The organism is Mucilaginibacter aquariorum (genome assembly GCF_024498135.1).
In the GTDB taxonomy this organism is placed as follows: Bacteria; Bacteroidota; Bacteroidia; order Sphingobacteriales; family Sphingobacteriaceae; genus Mucilaginibacter; species Mucilaginibacter aquariorum.
This window is the reverse complement of record NZ_JANHOH010000001.1, coordinates 1,096,407-1,111,730: the sequence shown is the minus strand read 5'-3', so window position 1 is coordinate 1,111,730 and position 15,324 is coordinate 1,096,407. Positions and strand designations below refer to the sequence as shown.

The following is a 15,324-nucleotide window of genomic DNA, read 5'->3' as shown; positions in this document are numbered from 1 at the left end:
ACATTAGAATATGAAGCAGGTCGTATTTTTAATTATATGCTTTTATCTCGCTTCCTGTGAAGGTGGGGCTGGAGGCAAGAAGTCAGCATTGGATGAGTTTTATACGGATAAAGGCAGCTATGATATGGCACGGATCCCGCTTATAAAACCTTATGAAGCGGTAGTTCCTGCCACCGGTGACCATGATTGGTTAATTCATTCCGTTACTGACAGTGTTTTGTTTACGATACCAGGTGTAAAAGGGATTAAGGTTTTAAATGATCGTGTGATTTTAGCCTATGGTGTAAATACCCTGATAAATTATCAGGACGCCGGGGAAGGATGGTTTATACTTATACCTCGCGACAACTTTATAAAAATTTTCACGAAGCATGAAGAATATATCAATTGGCTGGATTGTCATGGAATAAAAAAAGAGCCGTCTCTATATGAACCAATAAGAGTTTATGATTATTTTAAGTTCCATGAGACTGTCGATTGGGGAAAGATAGATGGTAATAAATGGTTTTTCAATTTGTAAGATTGTATACAGGTGCGGAAATAATATCTGGATACGCAGGACGAATTGAGTAACAGAAAGCTGACCGCGGACGTTTAGCTTCCACAGCCGCCCGGCAAAGAGATTAAGCGAACTGAAGAGCAAATCGCAAAGTATATGCAGAGAACCGGAAGTATAATTTAGTAAATTTACACATTGATGTGAAGCTCACATATGGTTATCCACAAGGTAAGGTAAATAGCAGAAAGATTAAGGTTCAACGACGAAGATAAAACCTTTTGTACGGAGAGTACAGTTTTAGTTCCTGCGATTTAATCAACAAGTATGAGCGCATTTATAACCTGCCTGAACAGAATATTGTAAAAAGCGAGTTATTAAAGGACTTTACACAGCCATAGTTCCAGGGAAAGCGTAACAAGGAATGCTTGCTGTGATGAACAGCAAACACTATGTACAGACACAATCTTCCTAAAGTAACCGTTAATCAGCTAAGGCGGTTATTTATAGCGAATCCAAAATTTAACCGCGTTGCAGCAGCTATTAATTTAGGGTTGTCAAGGACAACGGTCACAAAGCATGCGATGGAATTTAAAGCCATCAAGGAACAATATCCTGAGAAGCTACTTGATTTTAACTTTTTCATGCCGGTTGTAGTACCCGGCAGACCTCGTAAAGAACTCTACCGGGAGTTGTGTAAAGCACTGCCTGAGTTGATCCAAAAACAAACTGGCCCACGACTACGAGCTGTGCAAATTTGGCAGGAGTATAAAAAGTTATATCCTGACGGTTATTCTTACAGCCCATTTAAAGATCATTTTTACGTTTGGTGCAAAGAAAACGAAATTAGTCTGATATCGGTTAAGCGGATCGAACAATTTCGCGAGGAAGATTTAAAAATCCTGAAAAAGTGGCGCTTGTCTAACGACCGCCAGCACTGGCAAATCGCGGTTGTTTTAGAGGCAGCAAATACGCGGAAATCCTTGTTAAAGACCATGGAAAAAGTCGAATGTTGCTTTAAAACAGTAATTAGGTGGATAGATATTTACCAGACGCGGGGCATACAGGGCTTTGAACGCTTTTATAAAGTGAATGAAAGGATTGTAAACAGTGTAAAGGAAAAAACGGACAATCTTATTCATTTAATACAGCAAAGTCCTAAAATCTATGGATTGCAAAGGGTTTCCTGGACGACAACCGAACTGGCAGAAGTATACACGCGGGAATATGGTGTGGAGATGTCTCAAGCGTCAGTCTCCAAATATCTGATTAAGCAGGGAATTACTTTTAGAAGAGCACGTGAAGTACTTACCAGCCCTGATCCGATGTACAAAGCGAAGTTCCTGGCAATACAGACAATATTAGAGAATATAACTGAAAACGAGAAGTTCTTTTCCATTGATGAGTACGGTCCTTTCGCTGTAAAACCAAAAGGAGGTAAAGTTCTGGCATTGCCGGGAGTTAGACCAACGTTTCCACAAGCTAAACAAAGTAAGGGATGGTTCGTGATGACTGCTGCGCTTGAATTGTCCAAAAATCAGGTGACGCATTTCTATTCTTTAAAGAAAGACACCGCCGAAATGATTAAACTGATCGACTTATTAATTAGTCAATATAAAGATCAAAATAAGCTTTACCTGTCATGGGATGCTGCAAGCTGGCATGCTTCAAAAATTCTTTTAGCGTATATTGAAGAATTAAACAGTGACACCTATCGCGGCATAAATGAAACCCCTCTGATAGTTCTTGCTCCCCTTCCGTCATGTGCACAGTTTCTAAACGTAATAGAGTCAGTTTTTAGCGGCATGTCGAAGTCAATTATCAGGAATAGCGATTATGGTTCCTTAGAAGATTGTAAATATGCAATAGATCAATATTTTGATAAACGAAATCAGTATTTTAAGGACAATCCTAAAAGGGCAGGCGACAAAATATGGGGGAAGGAAAGAGTAAAGCCGGTATTTGATAAGGCTAATCTTTGTAAAGATCCGGGTAAATGGTGACCTTAAATTATAAATGGCTAATTACAATCTTGTTGACATAGAAATTTTCGCCCCGGTCGACCAGCAAAATTATTGGCCAGCTTATTGATATAAGTGTTGAATTTTTTTATTCCATTACATCGGCGTGCTGATCTTATTAATTTGTATTGGACAAAATTTAAAATCTTCAATATGACTGATAGGTGCGTTATCTCAACTTTGTTAAGATTAACTACAATTTAAAAACGGGGAATTTCCGGGCCGTCATAGGGGCGTTCTATCGCCTCAACGATTCTTTTCAGGCGGTGACGGCACCGGTGGTCTCTGGGGTCGGCCATCATCGTTTCTAAATTTCTTTTTACCGTCTCTTGTAGGTTAAATTGTGTCGTCGCCCGGTCCAGGCGTAATGTTTCCGGTAATTTGGCATCTTCAAAATAGATGATGAGTTCTTCGTCTGTCATTGGGCAAAGGTAAAAAGATGCGGATAGAACTAGGCGGACCGCTTTTGCTGGTCGGGGAAATTTTGTACCGCGAGTTCGGCGACGATCTCGGCGCGGCTTTTGCCTTTGATACCCATCAGGAATTCGACCGGGCCGCCTTCTACGCCGCAGCCAAAACACTTGAAAATATTGCTGTGCGGGATAACGAGTAAGGAAGTTGTTTCGTCCTTGTGAAAAGGGCATTTGCCCTTCAGTGCTTTACGGCTTTGCTGCAGTAACACATGTTTGGATACAATCTCGGCCAGGTTCAGCTTTTCGGTCATAGGATCAAAATTTCGCCCTCAAACATAACTAAAGCTGTTTTGATGCGCAACGGTTGTGGATAAATCGTATAGCAGGCACCGGCCGCACCGGCGCGTTGATCCGGCTTGTATGAAGAATCACTTACCAGACAAAAGCGGACAGAACTGGTACCGGGTAAAAAGCCGTTTGGCTCGTAACCGGGGCGGATCTCGTTTTGAAATTATCCGCTTATTCATTTAAAAATAAATAATTTTATCTTGACAGGCTCCGTATTAAATTTGCTTTCATATATACGAATAAATGATATATAAATTAAAAATCGCGTTCCTTACCTGCTTCACATTCATCCTATACCGGGGTAATGCTGCCGCGCAGGCATCAAACGATGCCGGTGGCGCGGAAAGGAAATACCTGATACAGGCATTTTTACATATAGCTGACCCCGTACTCGGCTCTTTAAGCCAAAATAAGCTTAGAGCTAACATGCCGGTCGAAGCCGGGAGCAGCGGACGGGAACGGTACACCCATTTGGAGGCTTTCGCACGCTTGCTGGCCGGCATGGCGCCCTGGCTGGAATTAGGGCCCGACAATACAGCCGAAGGTTTACTGCGAAAGAAGTATATTGATATGACCGTGGTATCGCTGCGTAATGCTACAAACCCGCAAAGCCCCGATTTTATGAATTTTGACGATGGCGCGCAAGCGGTTGTTGATGCGGCTTTTTTGGCGCAGGCATTATTACGCGCGCCTAACCAGCTTTGGGGAAGGCTGGATGCCGCTACCAGAACCAGGGTGATCGATGCTTTAAAATCTACCCGTGTTATTACCCCTTTTTATAGCAACTGGTTACTGTTTAGCGCCGAAATTGAAGCCGCATTATTAAAGTTTGACGGAAAATGCGACCGGATGCGGATAGATTACGCGCTCAGATCACACCAGTTATGGTACAAGGGCGACGGGGCTTATGGTGACGGACCAAACTTTCACTGGGATTACTATAATAGCTTTGTTATCCATCCTATGCTGCTGGAAGTAGCCCAAACAATAGCGGATGCAGATAAAACGCCTGCGGCAAAAAAGAATTATGAGGTGGTTTTAAAACGGGCTCAGCGTTATGCCGCAGTACAGGAAAGGCTGATCTCACCCGAAGGTACTTACCCCCCGATTGGCCGGTCATTGGCCTACCGCTTTGGCGCGTTTCAATTATTGTCGCAGATAGCGCTTTTGAAAGCGCTGCCCGGTACGATAAAACCGCAGCAGGTGAGGGCGGCGCTTTTTACCATGATTAAAAAACAGATAGAAGTGCCGGGCACGTTTGACAATAATGGCTGGCTGACGATAGGCTTATACGGCCACCAGCCGGACATCGGCGAAACCTATATTTCAACCGGCAGTCTTTATTTATGTTCTCAGGCTTTTTTAATTTTGGGGTTGCCTGCAGATGATCAATTCTGGACAGGCGAGGATGCCGACTGGACAGCCCGTAAAGTTTGGAAGGGGGAGAATATAGCACCAGATCATGCGGATGATGAGTGAAGTTTAAACTTACTGACTTAAATTGTGAACCTTGTTGTAAATGCTTATCTTTAAGTGCCTTAAACCTCGCATTCTATGGAAAGTACAGCACAGACGATCAGGCCTTTTGATAATATTGGTATCGCCTTTTCGGGCGGTGGTTTCCGCGCGGCATCCTTCGCGCTCGGGACATTGAGTTACCTGCACCACCTCGAACTTGATCAGCGGATCAGCTTTAGCTCATCGGCCTCGGGCGGGACCATTACCAATTTGTTATATACGGCTTACCAGCATGAGGGGAGGAGCTTTGATGAATTTTACCAAAAACTGCAAAAGGAATTAAGCGGCTCGGGTTTGCTGGAAAAGGCATTGGATAACCTGAATAATACGGCGCTCTGGCCCGACGGCGATAAGGGAAAACAGCGGAACCTGATCAACGCCTTTGCGATGGCTTATGACGAGCTGCTGTTTGAGCATCGTGACCTGGGCGTTTACTGGCCGGCGAAGGCTTCGGGCTACGAGGTGTGTTTTAATACCACGGAGTTTTACCGCGGGCTGAGCTTTCGTTTCCAGACCAGTGGCAAAAAGGATAATTTCCAGGTGATCGGTAACAAATACCTGAAGTTCGATACCGGCAAACTGGAAACCCTCAGGAAGATCAAACTGGGCGATGTACTGGCATCGTCTTCCTGTTTTCCCATCGGTTTCGAGCCGATCGTTTATCCCCGGGATTTCGCACATGCCACGCTCAGCAGCGAAGAACTAAGCGCCGCCATGCAGTATGAAAACTATAAAGAAGAAATACACCACCTGTCCGATCCCGGAGCCGCGCTGCGCTCGTTCGGGCTGATGGACGGCGGGATCACCGATAATCAGGGACTGAAAAGCGTGATGCTGGCGGATCAGAAAAGACAAAAGCACGCTCAACCGGACCCCTTCGATTTGATCATCGTGACCGACGTGGCCAGTTATTTCATGGAGAGTTACGAGGTTCCTGTGACCCGGGAAAAACCGGCTGCCCTTATGAATACGACCAATCTCCGGGTCAGCGGGCTGCAAAAGCTGATCAAAGGGATAAATGTGGCGGAATACGCCTTGCTTTTAATATCCGTAACGCTGCTCGTGCTTTATGCGGTCTTTAATTTGACCTGGACCTTGGCTTTGGGCTGCAGCCTGGGCACCTTGTTCCTCGTTGTATTTGGCATCAGGCAGGTCGCTTTTGTTCATGGTGCGTTTAATCTGATCAGCCGTTTCAATCCTTTGGCTTTATTAAACAGCGTATTCGACACGAGTGCCATTCTTCCGCAAAGGATCATTCAAAAGGTACTGAATTTTCTGACCAATGCCCGGTTCAATGTTCTGGCGCAAATGCTGGAAGCCCGCGCGACTTCTGTCGTAAGCATGGTCTCGGATGTAAACCTCAAACAGGTCAGGCGGCTGATCTTTGAGATGTTCTATGACGCCGGATGCTGGGAAAACCGGCGCGTTCCGAATTTTATTTATGAACTGAGCAGCTACAACGCCACGACCCGCGCCAACCGCCTGAACAGCAAAGGCCGTTTAGGCTGGACCGCTACGGACGAAGACAAAGCGCTCTTACTGGAAGGACTGGAAAAGATCAGCCCGGTTGCCGAGGAAGCCCGGGTCATGGGCACGACCCTTTGGTTCAGCGAAAAGGAGCAGCAGGCGGGAAAGTTAAAAACCCTTATCGCCACCGGACAGTTAACCATCTGCGTTAACCTGCTGGAATATATTATTTCTGTCGAACGTAAAAAAGTGACCTTTGATGCCGGGGGCAAAAAAAGGTTGCAGGAGCTGAAAGAACAGATCATCAAAGATCTCGGGGCCTTTAAAGCAGATCCTTATTTTCTTTATGATAAGTTAGCCGCGCGGCCGGTTGCCGGATCGGAATAGGGGCGTTAGCATGGATGGCGGGGGGCAGGTATTTGCTCAATAAATCACCGCCAGGGACCCAGTTAAAACCTGGCTGCTTTCTTTTATGCTGATCACGTAATAATAAACACCTGCCGGTACATTTTTCCCCCTGGAGGTACCGTCCCAGGGAGTGGCATAGCCACGTTCTTCAAACACAGAAGCGCCATAGCGGTTAAAAATAGTTACGCTAATGGACCGGTCGGCACCAAGGCCGGCAATATTCCATGTATCGTTAACGCCGTCACCGTTCGGCGTAAAGGTATTTGCGAACCTGATATCGGGGCAATCACTGGCAACGCGGATAACTTGCGAAGCGGTACAGCCGTTGGCGTCTGTTACGGTAAGTGTCACGGTCCCGGTTGTGCCTGTGGTAAAACTTTCGCTGCCATCAACCCCGTTCCATTGGTACCTGTTAAATCCGGATGGCGCTTCGAGTATGACGGAGCCGCCCGTGAACGGGCAGAGCGAGGCGTTGGCCAAAGCCAGTGAAGGTTTGGGAAAAAAGAGGACATCCCGTGACTCCTCTTTCACGCAGTCACCTGATTTCACGATCGCTGTATAATGCCCGGGGGTTTTTACTTTGATCTCGTCTGTCGTCTCCCCGGTTGACCAGGTCAGTTTGCCGGAAGAATACGTGGCCTTTAGAACGATAGTCTCGCCGTCGCAAAAAGAAGTGATGCTGGTCTTTTCAACGCTTAGCGTAGGGGGTGGTGTAAAAGCAATGTTTACGGGAACGATGGTTCGTGAGCAATTGATGAGGTTGCTTTTGATAACGATTGAGTAAGCACCAGACTGGGTTACACTCAATGAGGTCTTGTCGGCCGAATCTTCTATCGGAACACCATTCCGCAGCCAGTTCAGCGTGTAAGCCCCGTTCGGGGCAATATCGGTCGACAGAACAGCCTGGTCCCCGATACAGTATAACTGCTTATTCTTTTTAATTATAGCTGTAGGCAGCGTAACGAACTCAACCTGTACTTCCTTGGACTGAACCCCGTTGTCAGCGCATGCGCTGACAACGACTTTGTATTTGCCATTGCTATTGACTGTTATGCTTTGCCCGATCTCATCAGTCAGTACTCCATCACGATACCAGCGGTATTGATAAGCAGCGCTGCCTTGCACTTCTAAACTGAACGGAGCATTCTCACAAACCTGTACTTTGTCATTATAAGCAAAAATAAATTCCGGTCCGGCAATCTTTTTCACCTTTAAATGATTGGTTTCCATATGCTCAGCCCCGCAGGGATCATAGACCACCGCGTAGTAATCTCCAGCCTCATTGACTTCCAGATCCCGTTCTCTTATTCCGGTCAACTCAGATCCGTTCCTGTACCATTGTATAGTATTGCCGGCATAATCACCGGCGTTTATAGTCAACTTTACTGATCCGTCACTGCAAATTTCTTTCTCATCCAGATTACCATAATCATCTTCGAAATGCAGTGCTTCCAATTGCTGTGCACCAAAAAATTTTCCATAATCAGGCTTTAACAAGTGCAGGCCGTTTTTGGCCGCCACCCATACTCCATCCTCACAAATGGGGTTGGAATTAAGTACATGGTTCACACAAACATCATTTATAACGACGCCGTTCAGAGGAGCATAGGGAAGAAGCTCGATACTTGCCGAACCATATAATTTGCCAAAAGTATTATAAAAGGAATTGCTGAAATAAAGCCCCTCATCTGTACCCACCAGTAAGTTTTCTTTTATTTGGCCCACGCCAAAAAATTGGTTGCCGTTGCCAAAACTTGTCAGCCCATAGATGGTGGCTACCTTGTTTACTTTTTGCCCTGGCAAGAACCTTTTGTGAGCAGTCCCGGAGTTATGACTTCCGTTGGCGCCGATCTCATATAAGCCCTTTTCCGTGCCAAAAAAGAGCATTTGGTAGCTGACCAGATCCGTATAGTGATCTATAATCGCAGTTGTTTCTGTTGCCGTGTAAATATGCTCGCCGAAGGATCCGCCTCCCCATAAAAATTCAGCATGGTACCCATTCGAGAGTACCGAATAATAATGGATCGTATCTTGCTGATTGTAGGGTATGAAATTGTAGGTCTGCATGGTGGAACGATAGGTTGCATCGTAGATCCTGGCCGGCTTATCTATATTGTTGGTGAACTGTGCCGTCGCGGTCTCATTTGCGATATTATACTTGTAGATGCCCTGATCAGTGCCGATATTTAATATGTCAAGTGCGGTCGGAAAATACGGCTGGACATAATAGGAGAAGTTGTCGGTAATTCCAATAGAGTTGACGGCACCCGCTATTCCGTTCGACTGACCGATGAGTTTTATGATGCCGTTCTTGTACTGGAGAATGGTGTTCGTACCAGTGACTATAAAGACCACGTCCTTGTTTTGTCCGGCAATATCAGTGAATGTGTAAGGATAAGGCTTGAAAAGCGGGCTCAGATCCGTAATGGAATTATCCAGGCTGTTAATCCGGTAAACTTCGTTGTTTTCAGCCAAGACCCATAAATACGGGTCATTAAAGTCACGTTTTACTTTCAGTATGTTTTTGCCAGGCAGAAGGGTGGCATTTAAATGAAACTCAATATCCTGCTGTGCGTAAGCTTCGGGTAATACAAAAAAAAGCAGGGTAAATAAGAAAATATAAGACAGCGATCTCATCAATAAACTCAATTAAATATGGCTTTCGGGTCAAAACCAAGTTTGGCAACAAGGTCCGGGTAACTGATCAGTCGTTGCGGCAACAGGCTTCTTCTTTCGCCGGGATCATTGGGCATCCAGTAACAAAGCACGATCTCAGCCCCGGCGTTATGATCACGGTATTGGATGATCTTGTAGTAATAGCTGGGCACCATAGCGGTTAGTTTATCTAAGGTATAGGTTTGCTTATGGCCAAATGTCCCGCACCAGATCTTTACGCTGTCGGTCAAAGCTGCTCCTTTGAAACCCGTTAATTTCCGGCAGAATTCTTCTGTCGCCAGTTCGGTTCCGATGTTCTGGCCCTGGTATTCCATCGCCGCGTTGAAAGTGTATGTATTGGAAAGGATCGCCGCATCTGCTGACCAGGCCATCAGGATCCAGGCCTGACAATGGCCTTTTGCGATCATATCTGCACTATTTCCGTTCGCGTACCGGTAAAGCTTTGTTTCATCAGGCTGCCCGTAAGCCGCATGCCAGGACGCGTAAATACCCTTACGCGGCAGATCCAGGGCTTCCTGCTCCAGGCGGTGCGCTTTGGTGTAGACATAATAGGTGAGGAGGGGTTTGTGCGCAGCCGTATCCGCGATCGAGCGGTAATAAGGATTGATCCATAATTTACAGCCGGCGCAGAGATCGGATTTCTGGGTGGGGTATTGTTTGTAGAGCGCCTTTACGTAGGCTGCATTGATTTGTTGTGCTGATACACTCCTGGTAAAAAAACAAAAGATGATCAGCGTAATAATTAGTGGTTTAGGCATGGTCAAATATAATAATTAAGTCCTCTTGTAATCCTGGACGTAACAGTTATATCCATTCCTGTATTGTGATCTGGGGATCGTAACCAGCTCTAAATGCATTTATTATCGACGCGGGGGTGAGCACGGTTACCTTACCTTCCCCGAGCTTTTGTGGTTTTTCATAACCTGAAGGAGTCCAGAGATAACGCCGGCCGGCAGAAATCAGAAAAGGCTCGCCATTGTGTTTGATAAAAGTACCATTTGGTAAATATTCAACTGTCGCTTCGGAGGTTACTTTTTGGCCCTTTTTATCAATCCGTTCCTGATGAATCACTTCATCGATCTTTTTGATGGAAGTTTTCTGATCAAAGCCGTATTGCGGATTGCCTTTCAGCCAGGCCATCTTAAAGCGAATGGCGTTCTCCCGGCGGCATTCAAAACAGGGCCGGTGGCCGGCAGCGAAGGCGGTCGCTTCATCCAGAAAAAACAATTCCGTCCAGCGGTCAGGTGCCATGAGCTTCCGGTGCCGCCCCTTAAATTCCAGCGCGCAAATGATCCAGGCCTGGTGTTTGAATGGTCGCAATATTGTTTTACCCTTATCATGCAGCACACCGCGATTTCCCATCCAGGCACCACGGGCGCTGTTCTGAATAATATTTCCATCGGGGGCGACGCGGTTCTTACGCATGTTTAAAGATATAACGAAAGAGAATAAATATACAATCATTATGACATTGATATCAAGCGTGTAGCCGGAGTTGATTCATTCAGGGAATTATTTTATCTTGTGGAAACATTTTGTGTTATGAGAAAAAATTACCTTTTGCTTTTTATCGCGATTATTGGTATTGGCCTTTCTTCCTGTAAAAAAGATAAGGTTATTGACAAGCCGGCTCTTGTAAGTAATGACATATCGGGTAACTGGAAGTTGGCATCAGCTATTGACGAATATATTTTTGGAGAGAAGAGTGTTATATCCGTTAATCACCCGCTGCCCGCTGATACAATTGACCACATCAATTTTAAAGCTGATGGTACAGGAGTGATGATGATAAAGGGGGTTGCTGTAACCAGATTTAAATACGATGCCACCGATTCAGTTATTCATTTTACGGATGTATTCGATAATGCAACGGATAATTATATTGGCACCGGTGCTTTTGTATTGTTTATAACCAAAGTGGATAATAGCAAAATGCAGCTAACCGGCAAATGGTTCCCTTACGGAGTTTACTTTTATGGGAACGACCGGTTTGACCAAATTCAATATCACTACTTTTATAACAAAGAAAATTAGGTATTACCATGTTACTGCGGACGAACTTCCGGTAGCTTAACATCTGCAGACAGCAATGAAATGATCAGGACGCTTATTCATGAACTAATTCTTTTTACCCGGCGCCTGGTATCTGTTCCCTTTCCAGGAACGATGCTGCCCATTTCAGGCTTCAATCAAATGTAATGTCAGTTCGGGCTATTTATCACCGAGTTGTTCTGCCAGTCCGATTAAAATTCCTTCAGTTCCGCGAATGTAGCAAAGCCGGCATGCGTGCTCATACTGAACCATTTCGCCAACAAGCTGCGCACCATGAACATGGCACGCAGATACCCCAGGGCGTTTACCGGCGCTGCCCGGTGATCTGAAACAACAGATGGAGAATTAAATAGCGAAAGCTCGAGCCGGCTGCGGCCGTCAGGCGTTACCATCATCGCAATTTCTACGTTCTGATCACCCAGTCCGGTCACACGGCCGGCCCACTCACCTTCGACTGTTGCCCGGCCTTCCAGCTTCAGACCAAGCTCCGTAAAAAAAGCAATGGCCTTATCCAGAGATTCGACAACGATGCCGGCATTGTCCATTTTTTTAAATTTTCTGCCATCGTTTAATATGCAATACAAACTTCTATAAAGTTTATAAGCCGGAACCGATCTGAAAGTTAGATTTATTCGTGCCAAGCCTTAACCTGGAATTAATCAAATGAATACATAACCATAATCGCCGGACAATTCCCTGTTAATATACTGCAGACACTTTTGCGCTTAACTAAAACTTACAAAATGTTAATCGTAAAAAAAGATTTTCTCAGAAGGGCATCGCTCGCATGCCTGTTCAGTTTGCTGTTTACAACGGCCGGCATGGCACAAACTAATTTAGCCGGCATCTCCGGTAAAATAGCCGATGTAAGCGGTGCATTGTTACCCAATGCAAGCATCACTGTTAAAAACGAATCTACCGGCTTTACAATTAAAGCTACCTCTAATTCAAAAGGAACATTTTTGCTGAAAGAGCTCCCCTTGGGTTCGCCTTACAGCATTACGGTAGAGGCCATGGGTTTAGCTACACAAAAACAAACCGGGTATGCCCTAAACCAGGGTGACCTGCTACAGGTTTCGTTCGTGATGGAGCAAAAAATTCAGGAGCTTAATGCTGTGGAGGTCAAAGCACCGTCAACACGTAATAAAATTGAGAATATTGGTTCCGCAACAGCGGTGACCGCTAAGGATATTGCGAAGCTACCGGTAAACGGCCGTAATTTTACCTCACTTGCAGATCTGTCCCCGCTGAGCGCGGGCAGCAGCTTAAGCGGCCAGTTAGCTTCTGCGACCAACTATACGATTGATGGTATGGCAGCAAGGGGTACAATATCAGGCGGGCAGCCTACAGGCGCTTACTCTATTTCGCTCGAGGCAGTAAGGGAGTTCCAGGTAGTTACCAATCAATATGATGTTACCTACGGTAATGCAGGTGGTGGTACGATCAGCACGGTAACCAAGTCAGGAACAAACGTCCTGTCAGGAAGTGCCTTTACTTATGCGCGTGCGAACTGGCTGTCCAGTCCGTATGGTTTAAACGGTTTAAAGCGTAACCAGGCATTTTCTACCTACCAGTATGGTTTCTCATTAGGGGGCCCGATCGTTAAGGATAAAGCACAGTTTTTTATCGCGTGGGATCACCAGGCCGATTCAAGGCCATTGTATATCGCCAATATACAATCGGCAGATGACGAAAAACGATTTAACGTAACCCAGGCTACCTTAGACAACTTTTTAACCATTGCCAGGAATAAATATGGCGTGGCAAGCTCACCACAGTTTGGCCAGTTTGATAAGTTTAAAAACACGCACGCGGGCTTTGCCCGTATCGACTGGCAGATAAATCCTAAGAACCTTTTCACCATACGGGACAACTTTATCTACGATATGGACAATCAGTCAGATGGTGATAATACGGCTATCAATATTTACGAGGTATACAGCACACGTAAAAGTTTAAACAACAGCGTAATGGCATCGTTACGTAGTATACTGAGCCCAAATTTGACCAACGAGTTAAAAGTCCAGCATTACTGGGAGTACAACAAGCTGTTTGCGAACAGCCAGTTGCCTGCGGACAACATCCCGCGCGCTATTATTCAGAACATTCCTTCAAAGGCGGCTGATGGGACCAGTTATTCAACTGCTATACAGTTGGGCGGGCAGCGTTACGGTGGCGATTATTTTAACAACAATGTTGCCCAGCTAACCGACAACCTTTACTGGACGAAAGGAAAATACAACTTTACCTTTGGCGGTGGTTTAACGTTCACTAATCAAAATTCTATTTATGGCAGTGAAATAAACGGCCGTTTTTACTTTACCGGCTTAACTAACTTTGATAACCTTACGCCATACCGTTATGCAAGAGATATCTACACCGCATCAGACAGGAATATAAAATTTAACATCCTCGCCCCCAATTTATACGCGCAGGTACAAACAACCTTATTCCCGGGTTTTGATTTAACGGCCGGTATTCGTGCCGATTATACTACGTACCTTGACCAGGCGAACTTTAACCAGGTGGTGTACAACACGCTCGGCCTGAATACATCCAATAAGCTGGCCACCTTCCAGGTACAGCCAAGGGTTCAGGCAACATGGGATGTTGGCCAGAACGGTAAAGATATTATCCGCTTAGGCGGCGGTATCCTGGGGTCGGCGTTAAACCCGTACTCCATGATCAATAATATGCTGTTCGATGGTTCGCACATTATAGGAGTTGATATTACCAATACAGCTTTGATACCAAAGCCAAACTTTCCGGGATACCGGAACGATCCATCTACAGCACCTGGTTTGGACTTGCTTAACAACCCTGCGATACCAAAACTGGCCACCATTAACATGAATGGTAAGGATGCTAAGGTACCGGTTGTATACAAAGCCAACCTGTCCTACTCGCACTTCTTCGCGCAAAACTTTAGGGTTACGGCAAGCGGATATTTAAGTTTAGGCCGCAACAACTATACCTACCTTGATAAAAATATGGCAGACCAACCATACTTCCGCATCGCCGCTGAGGATAACAGGGGAGTATACGTGCCCGCAAATACCATTAAAGCAGACAATGGTACAGCCGACTGGACGCAGGGCAGAAAAACTACTGAAGTTGGACGTGTATTGGAATTGCAAAGCGTTGGCCGGGTAAATCAGATGGCATTGGTGTTTGATGCCGATTACAGGTACTACAAACAGGGCGAGATCTCGGTATCCTACACCTGGAACCAAACCAAAGACAATACCTCTTACAACGGTAATGTCGCCAACACAGCTACCCTGGTACAATACGTAAAAGATGACCCGCGCAACCTGGGCGGCATGAGCTATTCCGATAACCAGTTCAGAAGTAAAATTGTAGCTTATGGCAGCTCGCCAACGTTCCATGGCTTTAGCGCTGGCGTTCGGTTTTCGGGCTTAAGCGGTACCCGTTATACCCTGTTTGTGAACGGGAACGTCAACGGTGATTTTGTGGCAAGTAATGACCTGGCGTATATCTATGACCCTAACGCTGCTTCTACTCCCCAATATCTTAAAGATGGTATCAATGCTATCTTAAACAACCCGAAGGTGGAGAAAGGTATGAAAGATTACATCCGTAACAGCTTTGGCAAAATAGCCGAACGCAACGGCGGTGTAAATCCTTTTTATGGTGTGGTGGATTTAAGGCTGATCAAAAAACTGGCAGTTTACAGGAAACAGTTTATAGAATTATCAGTCGATCTGTTTAACGTGAGCAACTTGCTGAACAAAAACTGGGGCGTAAACCATAACCTTGGCGCAACTTCCATCTACAACATTAAAAGCTTTGATACCGCCAAGCAACAGTATGTATATACGGTTAACACCAACGCCGGTGTATCCAACTTAAGTGGTAACCCTTACCAGTTCCAGTTGGGTTTACGTTACGGATTTTAATTGAC

The 15,324-nt window shown here is 45.5% G+C and carries 12 protein-coding genes; 6 read left to right on the top strand and 6 right to left on the bottom strand.

Translation table 11 applies throughout. The annotated features are described in order from the left end of the window. The first annotated feature begins 10 nt into the window (after positions 1 to 10). Together NPE20_RS04785 and NPE20_RS04780 are read left to right on the top strand one after the other, a co-directional pair. Positions 11 to 520, top strand: a complete 510-nt coding sequence (locus NPE20_RS04785) for a sigma-70 non-essential region-containing protein (RefSeq protein ID WP_256537464.1) — start codon at positions 11 to 13, stop codon at positions 518 to 520. A gap of 428 nt (positions 521 to 948) precedes the next feature. Then, positions 949 to 2,499 (top strand): IS630 family transposase, encoded by a 1,551-nt coding sequence (locus NPE20_RS04780; protein WP_256537463.1) that lies wholly within the window; start codon positions 949 to 951, stop codon positions 2,497 to 2,499. A 218-nt stretch (positions 2,500 to 2,717) separates the two neighbouring features. Here the strand turns inward: NPE20_RS04780 and NPE20_RS04775 are convergent, their stop codons facing one another. After that, positions 2,718 to 2,939: a DUF6965 family protein gene (locus NPE20_RS04775; protein WP_256537462.1), complete on the bottom strand. Its 222-nt coding sequence runs from the start codon at positions 2,937 to 2,939 to the stop codon at positions 2,718 to 2,720. Positions 2,940 to 2,968: 29 nt separating this feature from the next. Then, complete coding sequence (locus NPE20_RS04770; RefSeq protein ID WP_256537461.1) at positions 2,969 to 3,241, bottom strand: CHC2 zinc finger domain-containing protein; 273 nt, start codon at positions 3,239 to 3,241, stop codon at positions 2,969 to 2,971. A gap of 280 nt (positions 3,242 to 3,521) precedes the next feature. Here NPE20_RS04770 and NPE20_RS04765 point away from each other — a divergent pair, with 280 nt between their 5' ends. Together NPE20_RS04765 and NPE20_RS04760 are read left to right on the top strand one after the other, a co-directional pair. After that, complete coding sequence (locus NPE20_RS04765; RefSeq protein ID WP_256537460.1) at positions 3,522 to 4,757, top strand: DUF2264 domain-containing protein; 1,236 nt, start codon at positions 3,522 to 3,524, stop codon at positions 4,755 to 4,757. Between the two features lie 75 nt (positions 4,758 to 4,832). Next, the gene (locus tag NPE20_RS04760; protein WP_256537459.1) at positions 4,833 to 6,650 is read left to right on the top strand and encodes a patatin-like phospholipase family protein; all 1,818 of its coding nucleotides are present in this window, start codon (positions 4,833 to 4,835) and stop codon (positions 6,648 to 6,650) included. Positions 6,651 to 6,686: 36 nt separating this feature from the next. On the opposite strand, the gene NPE20_RS04755 is transcribed toward NPE20_RS04760, so the two are convergent. The 3 genes from NPE20_RS04755 to NPE20_RS04745 are packed head-to-tail and all read right to left on the bottom strand — an operon-like array spanning position 6,687 to position 10,772. Next, entirely contained in the window at positions 6,687 to 9,308 is a 2,622-nt protein-coding gene (locus NPE20_RS04755; protein WP_256537458.1) for a T9SS type B sorting domain-containing protein, read from the bottom strand. A gap of 8 nt (positions 9,309 to 9,316) precedes the next feature. Next, positions 9,317 to 10,105, bottom strand: a complete 789-nt coding sequence (locus tag NPE20_RS04750; protein WP_256537457.1) for a DNA/RNA non-specific endonuclease — start codon at positions 10,103 to 10,105, stop codon at positions 9,317 to 9,319. A gap of 46 nt (positions 10,106 to 10,151) precedes the next feature. Then, a complete protein-coding gene (locus tag NPE20_RS04745; protein WP_256537456.1) occupies positions 10,152 to 10,772 on the bottom strand; it encodes a hypothetical protein in 621 nt (206 codons plus the stop codon). A 117-nt stretch (positions 10,773 to 10,889) separates the two neighbouring features. On the opposite strand from NPE20_RS04745, the gene NPE20_RS04740 reads away from it, so the two are divergent. Next, on the top strand, positions 10,890 to 11,381 hold the full coding sequence (locus tag NPE20_RS04740) for a hypothetical protein (protein WP_256537455.1): 492 nt from the start codon (positions 10,890 to 10,892) through the stop codon (positions 11,379 to 11,381). A gap of 209 nt (positions 11,382 to 11,590) precedes the next feature. Here the strand turns inward: NPE20_RS04740 and NPE20_RS04735 are convergent, their stop codons facing one another. Then, complete coding sequence (locus NPE20_RS04735) at positions 11,591 to 12,040, bottom strand: VOC family protein (RefSeq protein WP_256537454.1); 450 nt, start codon at positions 12,038 to 12,040, stop codon at positions 11,591 to 11,593. A 102-nt stretch (positions 12,041 to 12,142) separates the two neighbouring features. Between NPE20_RS04735 and NPE20_RS04730 the strand changes: the two genes are divergently transcribed. Then, the gene (locus NPE20_RS04730; RefSeq protein ID WP_256537453.1) at positions 12,143 to 15,319 is read left to right on the top strand and encodes a TonB-dependent receptor; all 3,177 of its coding nucleotides are present in this window, start codon (positions 12,143 to 12,145) and stop codon (positions 15,317 to 15,319) included. The last annotated feature ends 5 nt before the right edge of the window (positions 15,320 to 15,324 follow it).

Excerpts from the sequence above, each read along its gene's own strand:
- NPE20_RS04765 (WP_256537460.1), top strand. The coding sequence starts at position 3,522 with ATGATATATAAATTAAAAATCGCGTTCCTTACCTGCTTCACATTCATC.
- NPE20_RS04770 (WP_256537461.1), bottom strand. The coding sequence starts at position 3,241 with ATGACCGAAAAGCTGAACCTGGCCGAGATTGTATCCAAACATGTGTTA.
- NPE20_RS04785 (WP_256537464.1), top strand. The coding sequence starts at position 11 with ATGAAGCAGGTCGTATTTTTAATTATATGCTTTTATCTCGCTTCCTGT.
- NPE20_RS04775 (WP_256537462.1), bottom strand. The coding sequence starts at position 2,939 with ATGACAGACGAAGAACTCATCATCTATTTTGAAGATGCCAAATTACCG.
- NPE20_RS04760 (WP_256537459.1), top strand. The coding sequence starts at position 4,833 with ATGGAAAGTACAGCACAGACGATCAGGCCTTTTGATAATATTGGTATC.
- NPE20_RS04780 (WP_256537463.1), top strand. The coding sequence starts at position 949 with ATGTACAGACACAATCTTCCTAAAGTAACCGTTAATCAGCTAAGGCGG.
- NPE20_RS04730 (WP_256537453.1), top strand. The coding sequence starts at position 12,143 with ATGTTAATCGTAAAAAAAGATTTTCTCAGAAGGGCATCGCTCGCATGC.
- NPE20_RS04750 (WP_256537457.1), bottom strand. The coding sequence starts at position 10,105 with ATGCCTAAACCACTAATTATTACGCTGATCATCTTTTGTTTTTTTACC.
- NPE20_RS04740 (WP_256537455.1), top strand. The coding sequence starts at position 10,890 with ATGAGAAAAAATTACCTTTTGCTTTTTATCGCGATTATTGGTATTGGC.
- NPE20_RS04755 (WP_256537458.1), bottom strand. The coding sequence starts at position 9,308 with ATGAGATCGCTGTCTTATATTTTCTTATTTACCCTGCTTTTTTTTGTA.
- NPE20_RS04745 (WP_256537456.1), bottom strand. The coding sequence starts at position 10,772 with ATGCGTAAGAACCGCGTCGCCCCCGATGGAAATATTATTCAGAACAGC.